We start from the raw sequence: 17061 nt of genomic DNA, 5'->3' as shown, positions 1-17061 counted from the left end.
TACCTTTCGAGGTACGGCCCCTCAGTCGTGTCCGGAGACGGTCCGCTCCGGAGACGGTCTGCTCTCTCAAGGGGTGACCGGTATGTTCGTCAGGCCCTTTCCGCCCGTCACCGTGTTGTCGGCGTAGACCGTCGTCGCGCAGCCGGCGCCCGAGTTGGTGACGTCGATTGCCAGCCGGGTCGGGCCGGTCGCGTTCGTCAATGTCGACTTGTTTCCCTTGAACACCGTGCCGCAGCCCCAGCCGGACTGCTGGGTGTGGGTCTGGTAACCGTCGTTGGTGGTGTTCTTGCCGGTGTTGTCCTGGACGAGGACGTCGTCGCCCTTCACGTCGACCCAGGAGTCGTCGTAGTTCGCGCCGGTCAGCCCGCTGCCGTCGAAGGTGTTCCCGACGATCCGCGCGCCGGTCGTCCCCTCCTTGATGTCGACGTTCTCGCCGCCCACGTCCGGGCCGATCGTGTTGCCCACGATCTGGACGCGGTCGCTCCTGTCGGTCAGCGTGTTCGCCGTCCCGACGTACACGCCCTCACCCATGCCCCTGCCGTCGTTGCCGGTGTCGTAGATCCGCGAGTTCCTGATCACGCCGTCCGTGCTGGAATCGCGGAAGTGCACGCCCTCCATGTCCAGATCGTGCACCGTGACGCCGTCCACGATCACGCCCTTCGCCGCGTCGATCACGATGCCCTTCTGGCCGCCGGTCACGGTCAGCCCGCTGACCGTCCAGTAGGAGGCGCCGTTCAGATGGAGGCCGTAGCCGCCGCTCGCGGTCAGGACGGCCTTCGAGGAGCCGGTCAGGGTGACGCGGGCCGCGGCGGTGCCCGCCGCGGTCGTCTTGAAATTGCCGGTGTACGTGCCGTCCGCCAGGCGGATGGTGTCGCCGGGCTTCGCGCTGCCGAGCGCGGTCTTGAGCTGGGCGGCGGTGCCGACCTCGATGGTCGTGGCCGCCGGTGCGGTGCCCGCGGAGAGGAGCGAGCCGCCGACGGCGGCGGTCGTGGCGAGAAGGGCGGTGAGCGGCATACGAGCGCGCATGGAGGGGCCTCTCCGTCATGGGAAGTGGATCTCATGCATGAATTCTGGCCGTATATGTGAACGCTTTCCTCGTCAAAGTACGGACCAGGTGACGGGTCGTCAAGGTGTGCCGCACGAGATGCCTGATCAGCGACGTGACGCGGGAATGCCAAGGCGGCAGGGCGCGTTGTCCATGAGGAACACGAGGAGGAGCGGTCACAGTGCTTGATCCGCAGGGTTTGTACGCATGGGAGCCGAAGGGCCTCGCCGTCGTCGATATGGCGCTCGCCCAGGAATCGGCCGGTCTTGTCATGCTCTACCACTTCGACGGATACATCGACGCGGGTGAGACCGGCGACCAGATCGTCGACCGGCTGCTCGAATCACTGCCCCACCAGCTCGTGGCCCGTTTCGACCACGACCGGCTCGTCGACTACCGGGCCCGTCGGCCCTTGCTGACGTTCCAGCGGGACCGCTGGACGGACTACGAGATCCCTGCCCTCGAGGTCCGGCTGGTGCAGGACGCCACGGGCGCCCCCTTCCTGCTGCTGTCCGGCCCCGAACCGGACGTGGAGTGGGAGCGCTTCGCTGCCGCCGTACGCCAGATCGTGGAGCGGCTGGGCGTCCGCTTGTCCGTGAACTTCCACGGCATCCCCATGGGCGTCCCGCACACTCGTCCCGTCGGCCTGACCCCGCACGGCAGCCGTACCGACCTGGTACCCGGCCACCGCAGCCCCTTCGAGGAGGCCCAGGTCCCGGGCAGTGCCGAGTCGCTGGTCGAGTACCGCCTGATGGAGGCGGGGCACGACGTCCTGGGGGTCGCCGCACACGTCCCGCACTACATCGCCCGATCCCCGTACCCGGACGCCGCCCTGACCGTCCTGGAGGCCATCACGGCCGCCACCGGACTGGTCCTGCCCGGTATCGCGCACTCCCTGCGCACCGACGCCCACCGCACGCAGACGGAGATCGACCGGCAAATCCAGGAGGGCGACGAGGAGCTGACCGCGCTGGTCCAGGGCCTTGAGCACCAGTTCGACGCGGCGGCCGGCGCCGAGACGCGAGGCAACATGCTCGCCGAGCCCGTGGAGATCCCGTCGGCCGACGAGATCGGCCTGGAGTTCGAGCGCTTCCTGGCGGAACGCGAAGGCGACGGCTGAGGACGCGTCCCGTGCGGGGGCGGGACGCGTACCCGAGCGGTGTTCGTGGCGCCGTGGCCTGGGGGGCGGTGGCCGGCCGACGCCGGGCGCGGACCTCGGCAGGGCAGGGCCTAAGCTTCCGCTCATGCTGAAAGTGGGCCTGACCGGCGGCATCGGCGCCGGCAAGAGCGAGGTGTCCCGGCTGCTCGTGGAGCACGGGGCCGTGCTGATCGACTCGGACCGCATCGCGCGTGAGGTCGTGGCCCCGGGGACCCCCGGCCTCGCGGCCGTGGTCGACGCCTTCGGCGAGGAGGTCCTGGCCGGCGACGGCAGCCTGGACCGGCCCCGGCTCGGCTCGATCGTCTTCGCCGACCCGGACAAGCTCGCCGTCCTCAACGCGATCGTCCACCCCCTGGTGGGCGCCCGCGCGCGCGAGCTGGAGAACGCGGCGGCCGACGACTCCGTGGTGATCCACGACGTCCCGCTCCTCACCGAGAACGGCCTCGCCCCGCTCTACGACATCGTGATCGTCGTGGACGCGAGCCCCCGGACCCAGCTGGACCGCCTGGTCCGACTGCGCGGGATGACCGAGGAGGACGCACGCGCGCGTATGGCCGCTCAGGCCACGCGGGAGCGGCGCCGGGAGATCGCGGACATCGTCATCGACAACGACGTACCGCTGGACGCGCTGCGCGAACGCGTCGCCGAGGTGTGGGACGACCTGGTGCGACAGGCCCACGAGGGCGAGCGGGGGACCGGCGGCGGACGCCCGGAGGGCGTGGGCCCGGAATAAGCCGCACGGTCGCGGGCGTTGGAGTGCCGTAGTGAGGGAAGGACTCTGCCGTGCCCGAGACCAGCGATTCCACCGGACGCACTCCGGAAACGCATGTCATCGACTTCCGTGCCGCCGAGCACCTGCTCAACGCACGGGATCCGAGGGGCGCGGTGAAGCTGCTCGACGGAGTCATCGCCGCCCACCCGGAGAACACCGCCGCCCGTCTGCTGCGCGCGCGGGCCTTCTTCGCCGCGGCGCAACTGCGACCCGCGGAGCTGGAGTTCACCATCGTCCTGGAGCGCGAGCCGGACAACGCGTACGCGCACTTCGCGCTCGCCCGTACCTATGAACGTCAGGGCCGCGCCGATCTCGCCAAGCGCCACTTCCGGCTGGCGGCGGCGCTCGACCCCAACCCGCAGTACCTGAAGGCGGCCCACTTCGACGACTGAGCGGGAGGGGCACCGAACGCGCCACTTCCTCAGGGGTGCCGGTGCCGGGGCCCCCGCGGCCGCCCGGGTGTTCCCTGACGCCCCTGCGGTCCCCGGAACGGCGGCCTGTCGTCCGGCGGCGAGTACGGCGGAACGTTCCGGCCCGGCTGGTAGTGGGGTCCCTGCCGCAGATGTCTGAGAATCATCACCATGTCGGCGGTGGCCACCAGCCACAGCACCCCGCAGGCGACGGCCCAGCCGGCGCGTCCGGTCAACGAGAACGCGGCCATGCCGAAGATCGCCCAGAGCACCCCCCACAGGCTCAGCCAGAACCGCGCCCGCAGAGCACTGCGCGCGGTCGCCGGTTCACTGCCTGTACGCATCCGATCACCGTTCCTTATCGCAACGTACTCTTCGACGACGCGGCGCGGCAACGCGTGGCGGCGGCGCGTGGCGGCGGCGGTGGGGGACGGGCTCCGCCCGCGTGCAGGACGGGTGCCGCGCGTGCGAGCGCGCTGTTCACACGGATCGGATCGTGCTGTTCGTCGAAGGGGGATCCATCATGCTGCCGGACGCGGACGGGCTGCCCGACCTGCTCCTCGACCTGTCCGTACCGCACGAGGACATCAACGAACTGGTCGCGCTGAGCGACAGGGTGACCGGTGACCCGGGCACACTGCGGCTGCTGGAGGCCTGCGTAGAGGAGTTGTTCCGGGATCCGGACGATCTGGGCCGTACCCCCGGGCTGGGCGAGTTGTTCGCCTCGGCACCGCCCGAACTGGCCGACGCCTTCCCCGTGTACGTCTTCCTCGCCGCGCTCCCGCGCACACTCGCCCACCACCGCGAACGCGGGATCCCGGCCGAGACCTCCCGGCACACCCTGGCCGACCTGGGCCGGCACATCGTGGTGCACCGCCGGTGGCACGGAAGGTTCGGGGTGCAGTCTCGGCGCTGGCTGGTCCGGCACTTCCGCGGCGAGTTGTACCAGCTGGGACGACTCCAGTTCGAGCGGGCTCGTATGGGCCGGCGCACGGCGTCGGTTCTCGCCGCCGCCGGACTGGACGCGGTGCCGGGGAGTCTGTGTCTGACCCTGCACGTCCCCGACTTCCGGGGACGGCTGACCCCGTCCGCCTGCGACCGCTCCCTGGCGCTGGCTCGCGAGTTCTTCGCCCTGCACTTTCCCGAGGAGCGGCCGGAGGCCGTCCTGTGCCATTCCTGGCTGCTCGACCCACAGTTGCGGGCCTACCTCCCCGAGGATTCCAACATCGTCCGCTTCCAGGAGAGGTTCCGTACCGTCCGGGAGGAGGACGAGCCGGCCGACACCGAGCCCGTCCAGTTCGTCTTCGGGAACCCGGACCTGCCGGTGGCGCGGCTGCCGCGCCGCACCTCCGTAGAGCGGGCGGTGGGGGACCATCTGCGGTCGGGCGGCCACTGGTACATCGGGCACGGATGGTTCCCGTTCCGGACCGGATGACTCGAACGAGTGAAGCATGGTCGAACGGGAACGGCACTGCGGCGGCGGGGCGTTGTTCGGGCATGACGGTCGAGATGCGTGAGGGATACGAGGGCACGGGACCCGGTGCGATCACCCCGGACGGCTGCGCGGTCGAGTTGTACGAGCGGCTGTCGGTGGGGGACGAGCCGGACATCATCGCCGCGGCCGTACCGGCCGGGGCACACATTCTGGAGCTCGGCAGCGGGGTGGGCCGGGTGACCCGGCCCCTGCTGGAGCGGGGCTTCACGGTCACGGCGGTGGACGAGTCAGCCGAGATGCTGGCCCGGGTCCGTGGCGCGCGCACGATATGCGGGCCCATCGAGCACCTCGACCTGGGCGAGAAGTTCGACGTGGTGATGCTCGCGTCGTTCCTCGTGCACACCGGTGACGAGGAGGTCCGCAGGGGAATGCTGCGCACCTGTGCCAAGCATGTCGCGGAGGGCGGCTGCGTGCTCCTCCAGCGGGAGGGGGAGGACTATCACGCCAACGTCCCCAGAGAGCGCGTCGATCCCAACGGCTGCACCATACGGATCGTGTCGGCGGAGCCCGTGGCGGAGGGGGTGGATTCGGTCCTGGCCGAGTATGTGTTCCCGGACGTCGTCTGGACCCAGAGATTCCTCTCCCGGGCCCTGACGAAGGAGCAGTTCGAGTCGGCTCTGGCGGAGGCGGGCCTGAAGGTGGACGCCTATCTGACACCGGACGGGATGTGGGTGAGGGCGGTCCCGGCCGCGATGTGAGCGGGGCGAAAGCAAGGGCGCTGAACCGATGAGTTCCCGGGGCGCGGCCGGTCTACCTCGATGAAAGCATTCGGAACCGCTTCACCAGGAGATCTGCATGTCCGAGACCACCGCTTCCGTCGGCTCCCCGGCGTCCACGTCGCCCGCTGTCCCCGCCGACGCGACCACCGACCGGACGCGGTGGGCCCGGATCGCCTTGCGTTCGGTGCAAGTGCTGCTCGCCCTGTTCTACGGCATCGCGAGCGCCCTGCCCAAGCTCATCGCGCACCCGTCCGCCGTCGAGTCCTTCGACCGGATCGGCTGGGGCAGCACAGCGATGTACACCATCGGCGCACTCGAACTCGCCGGTGCCGTGGGCCTGTTGATCCCAGCCCTGCAATCCGTCGCGGCGACGGCACTCGGCGCGCTCATGATCGGAGCGTTCGTCGTCCAACTCACCGCGTTCCACGGTCAGAACGCGGCAACCCCACTCATCCTGATCGTGCCCCTCGCCCTGATCGCCTGGACGAGACGCGACCACAACCGTCGGCTGCTGACCCTGCTACGGCACCGGTGAGCCACCGGACGATCCCGGACGCCAGCGACCTCACCGACACCGCGGGCCGGGCACGGGGGTCCCGGCCGGCGGTGTCGGGGAGGTCGCCGGCCTCCCGCCGCGAGGGCTCAGCTCGACGGCCGAGGCTTCCGATGGGTGCTCCCCGGCCCACCGGACCGGCGAGAGCCCCCTGCTCCACCGGAGCCATGAGAAGCCCCTGCTCCACCGGAGCCACGGGAGGCGCCTGCTCCACCCGGCCCACCCCGTCCGCCTGGGCCACCGGGTCCGCTGGAGCTGCCCGCTCCGCCGGGGCCGCCTGCGCCGGCGAGGCCGCCCAGCCCCGCGAAGCCGTATCTGCCGGTGGCGGCAGGGTCGGCCACACCGCGGAGGCGGTCCATGTCGCGGCGGTCCCGCTTGGTGGGGCGTCCGGCGCCTCGGTCGCGTAGACCGGCGGGGGCGACAGCCTCGCGGGGCGGGGGCGGCGGGGAGTTGTCGATGTAGCACTGCACGGCCACGGGCGCGCCCACCCGCTTGCGGATCAGACGCTTGACGATCACGACCCGCTCCCGGCCCTCGTGCCGCAGCCGTACCTCGTCGCCGATGTGCACGGAGTGGGCGGGCTTCACCCGCTCCCCGTTCACGTGCAGGTGCCCGCCACGGCAGGCGGCGGCGCCCAGGGAACGTGTCTTGACCAGGCGCACGGCCCAGATCCAGCTGTCGATCCGGACCGTCTCGCCGGCGGCCGGCCCCGCCGCCTCGGCGGCGGCCAACGCCGCGCTGACCTTGGGGTCGACCGGCTGGTCCGCGGAGGCGCCGGAGCCGTCGGCGCCCTGGGCGGCGTTCGTCCCGTCCGGGCCGCCGGTCCCACGGTTCACGTTCTCGTCCGCATTCTCGGAAGCCATGTTCCGACCCTAACGCCCAGGGCCGGAGGAGCCGGGGGCAATTTCCCCCTGTCCCACCCCCACTACCGCCGTTCCCAGCTCATCCTCGCCGGCCGCGCGGAGCGGGCGTGGTTCGGGTCGGGTTGCCGGGGCATACGGTGGCGGTATGGACGACAGCAGCGCTCTCGCCCGGCTCGATGGGCGCGTCGCCGACTGCCGGGCCTGTCCACGGCTGGTCCAGTGGCGGGAGGAGGTGGCCCGGACCAAGCGGGCCGCGTTCGCCGACTGGACGTACTGGGGGCGACCGGTGCCCGGGTTCGGCCCCGGCGACGCCCGGCTGGCGATCGTAGGGCTGGCCCCCGCAGCGCACGGCGGCAACCGCACCGGACGCATGTTCACCGGTGACCGCTCAGGGGACGTGCTCTACCAGGCGCTGTACGACGTGGGGCTCGCCTCGCAGCCCACATCGGTCGGCATCGACGACGGCCTGGAGCTGTACGGCGTCCGGGTCACCGCGCCCGTCCACTGCGCACCGCCCGCGAACAAGCCGACCCCCGAGGAACGCGACACCTGCCGCCCCTGGCTGGTGCAGGAGCTGAAGCTGCTGCGGCCGACGCTGAAGGCCGCTGTCGTCCTCGGTGCCTTCGGCTGGCAGGCAGGGCTGCCCGCGTTCGCCGAGGCGGGCTGGACCGTGCCCCGCCCCCGTCCGCCCTTCGCACACGGCACCCGGGTCGCCCTGGACGGCCTCGACGTCTTCGGCTGCTTCCACGTCAGCCAGCGCAACACCTTCACCGGGCGGCTCACCCCCGAGATGCTGCGTGAGGTCCTGCGCACGGCCGCCGACGCGGCCGGACTGCCGTAGACCCCGAGCGCGCCCCGCGACCCCGCAGCCCGGCCACCCCGCAGCCGGCATCGGTGGCGGGCAAGTCACTCCCCGGGAGCGGTGGCGGGCCGCCGACGACCTCAGGGTCGCCAGACGTAGCGGACGTCCGGCTCCCGCTCCTCGTTGTCGCTGCCGTCGGTGAACTCGACGGCGGTGAAGCCGTGCCGCTCGTAGAAGCGGTGGGCGGGCTTGTTGACCTGGAAGGTCCACAGGGTCAGTCCGCCCGGGCTGCGCTTCTTGGCCAGCGCGACGAACCGGTCCCCGAGACCCCGCCCCCGCCACCCGGGATCCAGATACAGCTGGGACAGCGTCTTCCCGTCGAGGACCAGCAGGCCGACGATCCCGGCCCCGGCCGCCTCCGCCACCCACATCTCCCGCAACGGCACCACCACGTTCCGCATGTAGTCCCGAACCTCGTCGTCGGTGCGCGGCCGGACGACCGTGGGCAGCGCGGCGGCGAAGGACCGCAGCCACACGTCGGCGGCGGCACGGGCGTCGTCCGCCACGGCCCGGCGCAGTACGACCGGGTCCGTCACCGGTCGCCGTCTTCCCGCTCGGGCACGACGGCCGTCGCCGTGATCTCCACCAACTGGCCGGTGTACCCGAGGCAGGAGACACCGAGCAGCGTGGAGGAGTGCGGCCCCTTGCTCAGTTCCGAGGCCTCCACGACCTCCCACACCTCGGACAGGGTGGCGGGCTCGCTGCTCACGACGTACACGTCCGTGGCGACGACGTGTCGCAAGTCGCTCCCCACGCTGTGCAGTTGCTCCCGGAGGTTGGCGATCACCTGTTCGGCCTGCCGTGCCGGGTCCCCCGGGCCGACGATGTCTCCCCGCTCGTCGAGCGGTACGGCTCCGGCGAGGAACGCGAGCTTCGTGCCCGCCTCGACGACGGAGGCATGGGAGTAGGTCGGCGGCGGGAAGAGGCCGGGGGTGGTCACTCGCCGGATCATGAAGGCTCCTGAGTCGCTGATTGGTGATCGGTGATCGGTGATCGGTTCGGTGGGGTGGTAGGTCGTGGGTGGTGATTGGTGCGTGCTGGACTGGCGTGGCGGTGAGTGGCCGGCCGAGGGCGGCCCGGAACGGGGTGGAACGGCCGCGCGCGGGTGGGACCGCATGGCGGACGGCCCAAGTCGGCGTCGCAACCCCCGATCATGCGCGGCCCCTACGCCCCGCGCATCCCGTTTTCGCTCGGCGAAGGCACGGCCGAGGCGACTCGGGTCACGCCGGAATCGAGTCGCCGTCCGCCCACCGAGCCCCTACGCTCGCTCTCGCCCGTGACAGGAGGACCGAAGCATGCCCACTCTCGCCGACCCCGTCTTCCTGGCCACCACGGCCGACCGCCTCGCTTGCCTCCCCACCGTCGAAGCGGTGGCCCTCGGCGGTTCCCGGGCCCAGGGCACCCATCGCCCCGACAGCGACTGGGATGTGGCCGTCTACTACCGCGGCGCCTTCGACCCCGACGACCTGCGGGCCGTCGGCTGGGAGGGTGAGGTGTCCGAGGTCGGCGGCTGGGGCGGCGGGGTCTTCAACGGCGGGGCCTGGCTTACCGTCGACGGGCGCCGGGTCGATGTGCACTACCGGGATCTGGACGTGGTCGAGCACGAACTGGCGGAGGCGGAACGGGGACGGTTCCGGGTGGAGCCGCTGCTGTTCCACCTCGCCGGCATCCCCACCTATCTGATCGTCGCCGAACTGGCCGTCAACCAGGTTCTACGGGGCACCCTTCCGCGTCCCGAGGTGTACCCGCCCGCATTGCGGGTCGCCGCGGCCGAGCGCTGGCGCGGGACCGCACGCGCGACGCTCGCCTACGCGAAGGACAACCACGCCTCCCACGGGCGCCTCACCGAGACCGCCGGGGCCGTCGCGACCGCAGCCGCCCAGGCAGCCCACGCCGTGCTCGCGGCGCGCGGGGAGTGGGTGACGAACGAGAAGCGGCTGCTGGAGCGGGCCGGACTGCGCGGCATTGACGCCGTGCTGGGTGCCTTGCGCGGCACGCCCGAGGCCCTTGTCGAAGCGGTGACCGAGGTCGAGGGGATCCTTGCCGGGGCGATGGCGTCCTGAGACGTGCACCAGGCGACCGGCGCCTTCAGCGCGCCCCTGACGCCTTTCAGCTCTCCCCCCTGACGCCTTTCAACTCCCCCCTCGTGACGCCTTTCACCTCCCTCGGGACATCTTTCACCTCCCTGAAACGTGATCGTCCCGTTCGCTCCGGGTACGCGCCTTAACGTAGGAGCACATCCCACGGCACAGCGTGTGCCTACACCGCGTGCCAGCGCCCCTGGCCGGCGCCGGTGCCGTGGGACCGCAGCCCGGCCACCGTCGTCCGAAGGCGTACCCCCGCCCTCGTATGAACAGGAGCCCCGTGTTCAGGAGCCCCGTGTCCCGGCTCGCCCCGCCCCCCTGGCTCGCCCACGCCCTGCGTGCCCAGCGCGGCCCCGTCCCCTGGAGCGCGGTGACCCGGGGCGCGCTGGCCGCCGGGCCGCTGCTGCTCGCCGGAATGCTCGGCGGCCGCACCCCGGCCGGCACGATCGCCGCCATCGCCGCGATGCTCGCCGGCATCAACGACCGGCCCGGCAGCCGGCGCGCCTGCGTCGAACGGCTCGGGACGCCCGCGCTGGCCGGCGCGCTGGGGCTGCTGGTGGGCACGTACGCCGGGCAGGGGCTGGCCGCCGTACCGCTGACCGTGGCACTCACCGCCCTCGGGCTGGTCGCGGGAGGCGTGAGCGCGGTGGGACCCGTCGCCTCGGCGGCCGGCACCCAGTTCCTCGTCGCCGCCGCCCTCGGAGCGGGCATGCCGGCGGCCGAGAGCGGTTGGCAGCGCGCCCTCGCCTTCCTCGCCGGTGCCGGCTGGCTGATCCTGTTGCGCCTCGCCCTGCCGACGCCCGGTTCGCTCACCGGCGACTTCCGCTTCGACGGGGAGAGGACGGCGGTCGCCGACGTGTACGACGCGATCGCCGCGCTGTTGGACGCCGTGGGCGGTGCGTACGCCACGGACCGGCGGGCCGCGCTCACCGCCGCCCTCGACCACGCCCAGGACGCCCTGGCCGGACCCCGGCTGCGCCGGTACGCCAGTTCCGCGGCCGAGCGCCGACTGCATGCCCGGTACACGGCCGCACTACCGCTCGCCGAGGCCGCCACCGCCCTGTACTGGGCGGGGGAGCCCGTCGCCGCGCGGGCGGCGGAAGGCCCCCGGCGCCTCGCGGCCGCCGTCCGCGACGACACCGCCGCCGGCCCGCTACCCGCCCCGCACCTCCGCGGCCCCCGCCTCCCCTCGTACGTGGAGTCGCCGCCGACCACTCGACACCTTCCGCACCCGCGCCTCCCCCCGCGCACCCGGACGGCCTCCTTGGCGCCCACCGCGCGCCCACCGCCCCGGCCCTGCGGGCCCTGGACGACGCTCTGTTGCGTGCGGCCGAGGCCTTCGACCGGGCCGAGGGTGTGCATCAGCGGCTGCTCGCCCGGCGCCGGGGTCTGCCGCGTGCGGCGCGGGCCGTTTTCGGCACGGGTGGGCGTGAGTACGGGCTGCGCGTAGCCCTCTGCTTCGGCGGCAGCGCGGCCATCGCCCAAGCCCTCCACCACGCCCACTGGTACGGCCCCCACCAGCACTGGTACTGGATGCCCGCCACCGCCGTCTTCCTGGTCAAGCCCGATCTCGGGCCGCTCGCCTCCCGCGTGCTGTGCCGGGCCGCCGGAACCGTGCTGGGCGCCCTGCTCTTCGCGGGCCTCGCCGCGCTGCTGCCCGGACCGGCGGGTCTGGTCGCGCTGGTCGCGCTCTGCGGCGCGGTCGTGCCGGTCGCCACCCGGCACTTCGCCGCCCTGACGGCCGTCGTCACGGTCCTCGTGCTCGCCCTGCTGATGGCGGGCGGGGAGCCCCAGGCATCCCTCAGCCGGATCGGCGAGACGTTGCTGGCCTGCGCGCTGGTGCTGATCGTCGGACATCTGCCGATGCCGGGGCAGCGCGGCGGCACGGTGCGGGCCCGTCTCGCGCTGGCCCGGGAGACCGCGCACGCCTATCTCCTGCACGTCCTCGGCGAGTCCGGCGACCGTGCCGAGCGGTGGGTGCTGCGCCGGGAGGCCTACCGGACCCTCGCCGAGGCCCGTACCGCCATCGCGCTCGCCGCCGCCGAACTGCCCGCGCTGGCCCGGCACACCGAGGGCACGGAAGCCGTCGCCGACGTCCTGGAACGGCTCGTGGACACGACCACGGCCTGCGCCGTGCACCTCGACGACACCGGACGGATCACCCCGCGGCACCTTGCTCAACTGAATCGTTCGATCGGCGAGTTGGAGCTGACGGGAGTACGGGTGCCGACGTCCGCGGCCGCGTAGCGGACGTCGTCCGGCTCGTCGCACCCCATGGCTCGTCGCGACACCGACCGGAAGAAGCATCCGGGACCAGTGCCGGAAAAAATCTCCGCGCGCGGCGATGAGTTCCGCGTCCGACGGCGGTCACCACACCGAACCGACCGTCGACAGGAGGGCCCATGTCGCTTCCGGAGATCGTCACGCGCGAGGAATGGCGTGCGGCGCGCGAGGAGTTACTGCGCAAGGAGGAGGCGGTCAGACGAGCGCGCGAGGTGCTGGGTGCCGAGCGGCAGCGCCTGCCCATGGTGGAGGTCGACTCCGAATACGTCTTCGAGGGCGGCGACGGCAAGGCCACCCTCCTCGACCTCTTCGAGGGCAGGGCCCAGCTCGTCGTCCACCACTTCATGTTCGCCCCGCAGTGGGAGGCCGGCTGCCCATGCTGTGCGGCCTTCCTGGACCAGGTCGGCCATCTGGCCCATCTGCGGGCCCGGAACACCTCGTTCGCGGCCGTCTCCCGGGCGCCGTTCACCCGCATCCTGCCGTTCAAGGCGCGGATGGGCTGGGCCGTGCCCTGGTACTCCTGCGGGCACAGTGACTTCAACGCCGACTTCGAGGCCACCGTCCCATCCGGCGGGGAACTCGTCGAGCGGCCGGGCCTCAGCTGCTTCCTGCGCGACCACGACCGGGTCTTCCACACGTATTCGGTGTACGACGACGCGATGGACGGACTCGGCACGATCGCCGGTCTCCTCGACCTGACCGCGCTCGGCCGCAGCCCCGCCGGCAGCGACCACCTCCGACTCCACGACGAGTACGAGTTCGAGTACTGACACGCCATGAATGCGAACGGGCACGGAAGGTGCGGTTCGTGTCACGATGTGAACGGATCCTCACGGTCCGCGCCGAACAGGTGTCGAAAGCGTCTCAGTCCCGTCACCGAGCGAGCCGTCTCCCCACTCCAGAGCGTTAACTCCTAAAAGGACAACGCTTCTGGAGGTGCGAGATGGTGAACGGGCGAACGGTGCTCGAACGCTTTCCCGCCGGTGGCCCGCGGGGATCCTGGCCCGCGGAGGAGTTCGCGCAGGCGCGACGACTGGAAGGCCTGGCCGCCGAGGTGGTCATGGACCTCGCCACGGACGCCTTCCTGGTGATCGTCCGCGGGGGCAAGGGCACGGAGTGAGTCGCGAGTGGGCTCAGGCCCGCTTCTGCGCGGGGATCTTCGCGGTGAACTGCTGCGCCTGGAGGGCGTACAACTCGGCGTAGAGACCGCCCCGCGCCAGCAACTCCTCCGGGGTGCCCGACTCCACCAGCCGTCCGTGCTCCAGCACATGCACCAGGTCGGCGTGGCGGACCGAGGCCAGCCGGTGGGTGATGAGGACGACCGTCTGCCCGCTGCCGGCCAGTGCCCGGATCTTCTCGAACACCTCCAGCTCCGCCCGCGCGTCGAGCGCCGCCGTCGGCTCGTCCACGATCAGGATGTCCCCGCGCCGGTAGGCGGCCCGGGCGATGCCGAGCCGCTGCCACTGTCCACCGGACAGCTCGTGGCCGCCGCTGAAGACACGGGCCAGCAGGGTGTCCAGGCCGTGTGGCAGGTCGGCGACGACCTCCTGCGCGCCCGCCTCGGCGATCGACGCGGCCAGCCGCTCCTCGGTCATGGGCGCGGCGGAACGGCCGACGGCCACGTTGACCCGGGCCGTGAACGGCCACCTCTTGAAGTCCTGCGCGACCATCGCGATGCGCTCGGCGAGCAACCGGCGGTCGGCCCGGCCGGCGTCCACCCCGTCCCACAGGATCCGGCCCCGGTCCGGTGTGTACAGGCCCGCGAGCAGCTTGACCAGCGTGGTCTTGCCCGAGCCGTTCTCACCGACGAGGGCGATGATCCGCCCCAGGGGTAGGGCGAGGGTGATGTCGTCCAGGGCGGGCCGGGTCGCGTCACCCGGATAGCTGAAGGTGACGTTCTCGAACCGGATCTCCTTCGGATCCTCCGGCAGGGCCTCCCCACCGGCCGGGATGGCCCGTGCCGACGCCTCGACGTACAGGCGCTGCAGATCGCCCACGAACAGGGCCTCCTCGTGCAACTGGTTGACCTGCAACACCAGCGTGTCCAGACTCGCCGCCCCGGTGCGGATCGCGAGTACGGCCGTACCGGCGACGGACAGGGCCATCGCGCCGCCCAGCAGCAGTCCGCCAAGCGTGGCGTACGTCGCGAGGGTGGCGAGGCCCGTCCAGCCCGCCGCGATCAGACCGGTCCGCGCGGCCAGCCGGGACAGCCGCGCCTGCTCCGCCTCGGCCGTCTCCGACATGGCCCGGAAGTGCCGCAGCAGGAACGGGCCCATCCCGTGCACCCGGATCTCCGGAGCGGCGCCCGGCTCGGTGAGCAGGCTGCTGAGCAGATGGCCCGCGCGCGCGTGCTGCACCCAGGTGTGGAACGACTCGTAGTGGCGCCGGGCGTTGGTCAGCGCACTCCAGGCACTGGGCAGGGTCATGGTGGCCAGGAGCGGCAGCAGTGCCGGGTGCAGGACGGTCAGCACCCCCGCCGCGGCGACAAGAGAGATCATCGCGTTGACCACCTGGGTGCCGTACCCGATCATGTGCCGGGCGGACCGGGCGCCGTACTGGGCGGTGTCCAGCAGCTTGTGGAAGGCGTGGTCCTCGATCGCGGCCAGCTCCACGTTCGCCGCGCGCTCCAGATACAGCTCGGTCGCCACCCGTTCCACCTTGGGCTCCAGCCGCCCGGTGGCGTACACGGACGCGGCCCGCAGCAGCGCGGACACCAGCATCACGGCGGCCACGACGACCAGCGCGGGCGTGGCCGCGTGCAACCGGCGCGCGATGTCCGGGCCGGTGAGCAGCTTGCCGAGCGCGTTGTTGACCGCGAGCAGGCTCACCGCCTGGGCCACGCCCCGGCCCAGCTCGGCGGCCAGCACGATCGACGCGGCCCGGGGATCTGCCTGCCGGGCCAATCGGAGGCTGGACAGCAGCATGCCCGGCAGCCGGACCAGCATCGCCCGGAAGTTCATCTGCAGGAAGGCGTCGGCGTGCTTGTTCCACCCCGTGTCGTAGCGCAGCGGCCCCCCGAACAGCAGCCGCTCCGATTCCGAGACCGCGGGCTGGGGCGCCCCCCGCTTCTTCCTCACCCTGACCTCCCGGACCGTGGCGGAACGGCCACTATCGCGGGCGAGCGCGCGGGCTGGGCAGGGCGCGAGAGGACGTGACGGGGGGCGCGAAAGGGGCGCGGGGGCGTGGAGGGGTGGGGTGCGGTACGACCGTGCCGGTCGTCGGCCCGGAGCCGCGCCGGAGTCGGTGTGCGGGGGCTCCGGTGTGTTCGTCCGACTGTTCGTACGGCGGCTGTCCGTGCGACGGGGCGAGACGGCCCCGCGGCGCGCTCGGCGGGTCCGTTACGCCGACACGGCTCTCGACCAGTCCGGGCTCGTCCCCGTCACCCGGCACAGGGACAGGTACAGCGGGATCGGCGGAGTGTACGGGGCGGTGCCCTGCGGGCGGTGGATGAGCCGGGCAGTACCCGTGACCAGGGCGCCGGGCGCGTACCGCGCGGGGGAGGGCCAGCGCAGGGCGTAGTCGGAGTCCGCCGGGACGATCCACCACCAGTGGGTCCCGTCGGCGTACACGCAGCCCAGCCGGGGCAGTCGCGGCACGATGAGCGGGCCGAGACGGTCGGGCACGCCCACGGCGTCGCAGCCGAGTGGAGCGGTCATGTCGTCCGGTAGCGGCAGTCGCTGGGCCGCGTCCGCGGCGGGCCGGCGGCGCTGCAGACGCACGAGGGTGTCCAGACCGAACGGTGCCTCGGGGCGCCCGCTGAGTCGGTCTCGCCCGGTACCGGCGGCCGTCTTCCGGAAGTCACCGGTCAGAAGGCCCCGTGGGTCGGCGCCGGCCAGGTGGAGGCCACCGTTCCCGTGCCCATCCCTTCCCTGCTCGTCAGGTTCACGATGCCCGTCATGCTCACCGCGCCCAGGAGGCTCACCGTGCCCTCGGCGGCCGCCGTTGCCGGTCACGGTCGCTCCCCGGCGCGCTGCTGCTCGGGAGCCCGGCGCCGATGCGCGTCCGAACCGCCCTCACCCCCGGGCCCGCTGTGGCCTACGGGGCTGCCGTGACCGGCAGCGTTCCCGTGAGCGCCATGGCCGCCGTAGCCGCCGTGCGCGCCATGACCGCCGTGCCCATGCTGCTCAGGCGTCCGATGCGGGGGCTGGTGCTGGGGCGAAACGCGGTGCCGGTGTTGCTCCGGCAGCCGGCGACGGGCCTCGGTGGGATCCTCGTCACCGGAGTCGTCCGGGCGTCCCGGCTTGGGACGGGCGCCCCAGCCCAGGTCGCCGCGCGGCTCGACGGTATCGGGAACCGCGTCGCCCCCACGGGCCAGCTCGGCCCAGACCAGCAGTCCGGGACCGTGTTCCTGCGCTCCCCAGGCCCGGCACAGGGCGTCGACGAGAAGCAATCCCCTCCCGTGCTCCTCGTCGGGTCGCTGCGGGGACGGGTGGGGTTCGCCGGGGGCGCAGCCCTCGTCGCGTACGGCCAGGCGCACGGTGTCGTCGTGGTCGTGCAGCTCACACGTCACACGGCCGCTCGCGGTGTGCACGATCGCGTTGGTGACCAGCTCGGATATGACCAGGGCCGCACTGTCGCAGGTGTCCGCGCACACCGCCCAGCCGGTCAGCCGGGCATGCGTCAGGCGTCTCGCCTGGGCGACGGAACCCGGATGTGCGGCCAGCTCGAAGCGGAACCGGCGCTGGGCGGCGCCCCCCGAAGGGAGTGCTCCCATTGCGGCACCGAGACCGGGACGGTCTGCGGCGGCGTCTGTTCCTAAGGGCGCGGACGGAATCACGCTTGCCACTATCTCCCCGCCGTGAACACTTGGCAAGTG

Annotated in this window: 17 protein-coding genes and 2 pseudogenes; 11 read left to right on the top strand and 8 right to left on the bottom strand. The window is 72.4% G+C overall.

Annotated features, from left to right (window positions below; translation table 11 throughout):
• Window positions 1-66: 66 nt before the first annotated feature.
• Window positions 67-1026, bottom strand: a complete 960-nt coding sequence (locus ACIBA9_RS13265; RefSeq protein ID WP_399362467.1) for a right-handed parallel beta-helix repeat-containing protein — start codon at window positions 1024-1026, stop codon at window positions 67-69.
• A gap of 200 nt (window positions 1027-1226) precedes the next feature.
• Between ACIBA9_RS13265 and ACIBA9_RS13260 the strand changes: the two genes are divergently transcribed.
• The 3 genes from ACIBA9_RS13260 (at window position 1227) to ACIBA9_RS13250 (ending at window position 3368) form a co-directional block, all read left to right on the top strand.
• On the top strand, window positions 1227-2165 hold the full coding sequence (locus tag ACIBA9_RS13260) for a PAC2 family protein (RefSeq protein ID WP_399362465.1): 939 nt from the start codon (window positions 1227-1229) through the stop codon (window positions 2163-2165).
• A gap of 124 nt (window positions 2166-2289) precedes the next feature.
• A complete protein-coding gene (gene coaE, locus ACIBA9_RS13255) occupies window positions 2290-2937 on the top strand; it encodes a dephospho-CoA kinase (RefSeq protein ID WP_399362463.1) in 648 nt (215 codons plus the stop codon).
• Between the two features lie 50 nt (window positions 2938-2987).
• Entirely contained in the window at window positions 2988-3368 is a 381-nt protein-coding gene (locus tag ACIBA9_RS13250; protein ID WP_362153692.1) for a tetratricopeptide repeat protein, read from the top strand.
• Between the two features lie 29 nt (window positions 3369-3397).
• Here ACIBA9_RS13250 and ACIBA9_RS13245 read toward each other — a convergent pair whose 3' ends face one another.
• Entirely contained in the window at window positions 3398-3730 is a 333-nt protein-coding gene (locus ACIBA9_RS13245) for a DUF6343 family protein (protein ID WP_399362461.1), read from the bottom strand.
• A 179-nt stretch (window positions 3731-3909) separates the two neighbouring features.
• Between ACIBA9_RS13245 and ACIBA9_RS13240 the strand changes: the two genes are divergently transcribed.
• The 3 genes from ACIBA9_RS13240 to ACIBA9_RS13230 all read left to right on the top strand — a co-directional run bounded on the left by ACIBA9_RS13240 (window position 3910) and on the right by ACIBA9_RS13230 (window position 6135).
• A complete protein-coding gene (locus tag ACIBA9_RS13240; RefSeq protein WP_399362967.1) occupies window positions 3910-4821 on the top strand; it encodes an acyltransferase domain-containing protein in 912 nt (303 codons plus the stop codon).
• A 62-nt stretch (window positions 4822-4883) separates the two neighbouring features.
• On the top strand, window positions 4884-5579 hold the full coding sequence (locus ACIBA9_RS13235; RefSeq protein ID WP_399362459.1) for a class I SAM-dependent methyltransferase: 696 nt from the start codon (window positions 4884-4886) through the stop codon (window positions 5577-5579).
• A gap of 97 nt (window positions 5580-5676) precedes the next feature.
• Entirely contained in the window at window positions 5677-6135 is a 459-nt protein-coding gene (locus tag ACIBA9_RS13230; RefSeq protein WP_399362457.1) for a DoxX family protein, read from the top strand.
• Between the two features lie 107 nt (window positions 6136-6242).
• Here the strand turns inward: ACIBA9_RS13230 and ACIBA9_RS13225 are convergent, their stop codons facing one another.
• A complete protein-coding gene (locus ACIBA9_RS13225) occupies window positions 6243-7016 on the bottom strand; it encodes an RNA-binding S4 domain-containing protein (protein ID WP_399362455.1) in 774 nt (257 codons plus the stop codon).
• Between the two features lie 145 nt (window positions 7017-7161).
• On the opposite strand from ACIBA9_RS13225, the gene ACIBA9_RS13220 reads away from it, so the two are divergent.
• The gene (locus tag ACIBA9_RS13220) at window positions 7162-7857 is read left to right on the top strand and encodes a uracil-DNA glycosylase (protein ID WP_399362453.1); all 696 of its coding nucleotides are present in this window, start codon (window positions 7162-7164) and stop codon (window positions 7855-7857) included.
• A 101-nt stretch (window positions 7858-7958) separates the two neighbouring features.
• On the opposite strand, the gene ACIBA9_RS13215 is transcribed toward ACIBA9_RS13220, so the two are convergent.
• Both ACIBA9_RS13215 and ACIBA9_RS13210 read right to left on the bottom strand, forming a co-directional pair.
• On the bottom strand, window positions 7959-8414 hold the full coding sequence (locus ACIBA9_RS13215) for a GNAT family N-acetyltransferase (protein ID WP_399362451.1): 456 nt from the start codon (window positions 8412-8414) through the stop codon (window positions 7959-7961).
• Window positions 8411-8830 (bottom strand): RidA family protein, encoded by a 420-nt coding sequence (locus tag ACIBA9_RS13210; RefSeq protein ID WP_399362449.1) that lies wholly within the window; start codon window positions 8828-8830, stop codon window positions 8411-8413. Before ACIBA9_RS13210 ends, ACIBA9_RS13215 begins: the two co-directional genes overlap by 4 nt.
• Before the next feature lie 343 nt (window positions 8831-9173).
• Here ACIBA9_RS13210 and ACIBA9_RS13205 point away from each other — a divergent pair, with 343 nt between their 5' ends.
• From ACIBA9_RS13205 to ACIBA9_RS13190, 4 genes and pseudogenes are all read left to right on the top strand, one after another.
• The gene (locus ACIBA9_RS13205; protein ID WP_399362447.1) at window positions 9174-9941 is read left to right on the top strand and encodes a nucleotidyltransferase domain-containing protein; all 768 of its coding nucleotides are present in this window, start codon (window positions 9174-9176) and stop codon (window positions 9939-9941) included.
• A 339-nt stretch (window positions 9942-10280) separates the two neighbouring features.
• Window positions 10281-12209, top strand: a pseudogene (locus tag ACIBA9_RS13200) (FUSC family protein); the annotation flags it as partial.
• Between the two features lie 155 nt (window positions 12210-12364).
• Window positions 12365-13015, top strand: a complete 651-nt coding sequence (locus ACIBA9_RS13195) for a DUF899 domain-containing protein (protein ID WP_399362445.1) — start codon at window positions 12365-12367, stop codon at window positions 13013-13015.
• 173 nt (window positions 13016-13188) lie between these two features.
• Window positions 13189-13365 carry a hypothetical protein gene (locus tag ACIBA9_RS13190; RefSeq protein WP_399362443.1) on the top strand — a complete coding sequence of 59 codons (177 nt, stop codon included), beginning with the start codon at window positions 13189-13191 and terminating at the stop codon, window positions 13363-13365.
• Between the two features lie 13 nt (window positions 13366-13378).
• On the opposite strand, the gene ACIBA9_RS13185 is transcribed toward ACIBA9_RS13190, so the two are convergent.
• From ACIBA9_RS13185 to ACIBA9_RS13175, 3 genes and pseudogenes are all read right to left on the bottom strand, one after another.
• Window positions 13379-15322, bottom strand: coding sequence for an ABC transporter ATP-binding protein (locus ACIBA9_RS13185; RefSeq protein WP_399362441.1), 1944 nt, complete (start codon window positions 15320-15322; stop codon window positions 13379-13381).
• 261 nt (window positions 15323-15583) lie between these two features.
• Window positions 15584-15964: a hypothetical protein gene (locus tag ACIBA9_RS13180; RefSeq protein WP_399362439.1), complete on the bottom strand. Its 381-nt coding sequence runs from the start codon at window positions 15962-15964 to the stop codon at window positions 15584-15586.
• 449 nt (window positions 15965-16413) lie between these two features.
• A pseudogene (locus tag ACIBA9_RS13175) lies at window positions 16414-17058 on the bottom strand (ATP-binding protein); the annotation flags it as partial.
• Window positions 17059-17061 lie beyond the last annotated feature (3 nt).

Source organism: Streptomyces sp. NPDC051452, assembly GCF_044454765.1.
Lineage (GTDB): Bacteria > Actinomycetota > Actinomycetes > Streptomycetales > Streptomycetaceae > Streptomyces.
This window is presented reverse-complemented; position numbering and strand designations above follow the sequence as displayed.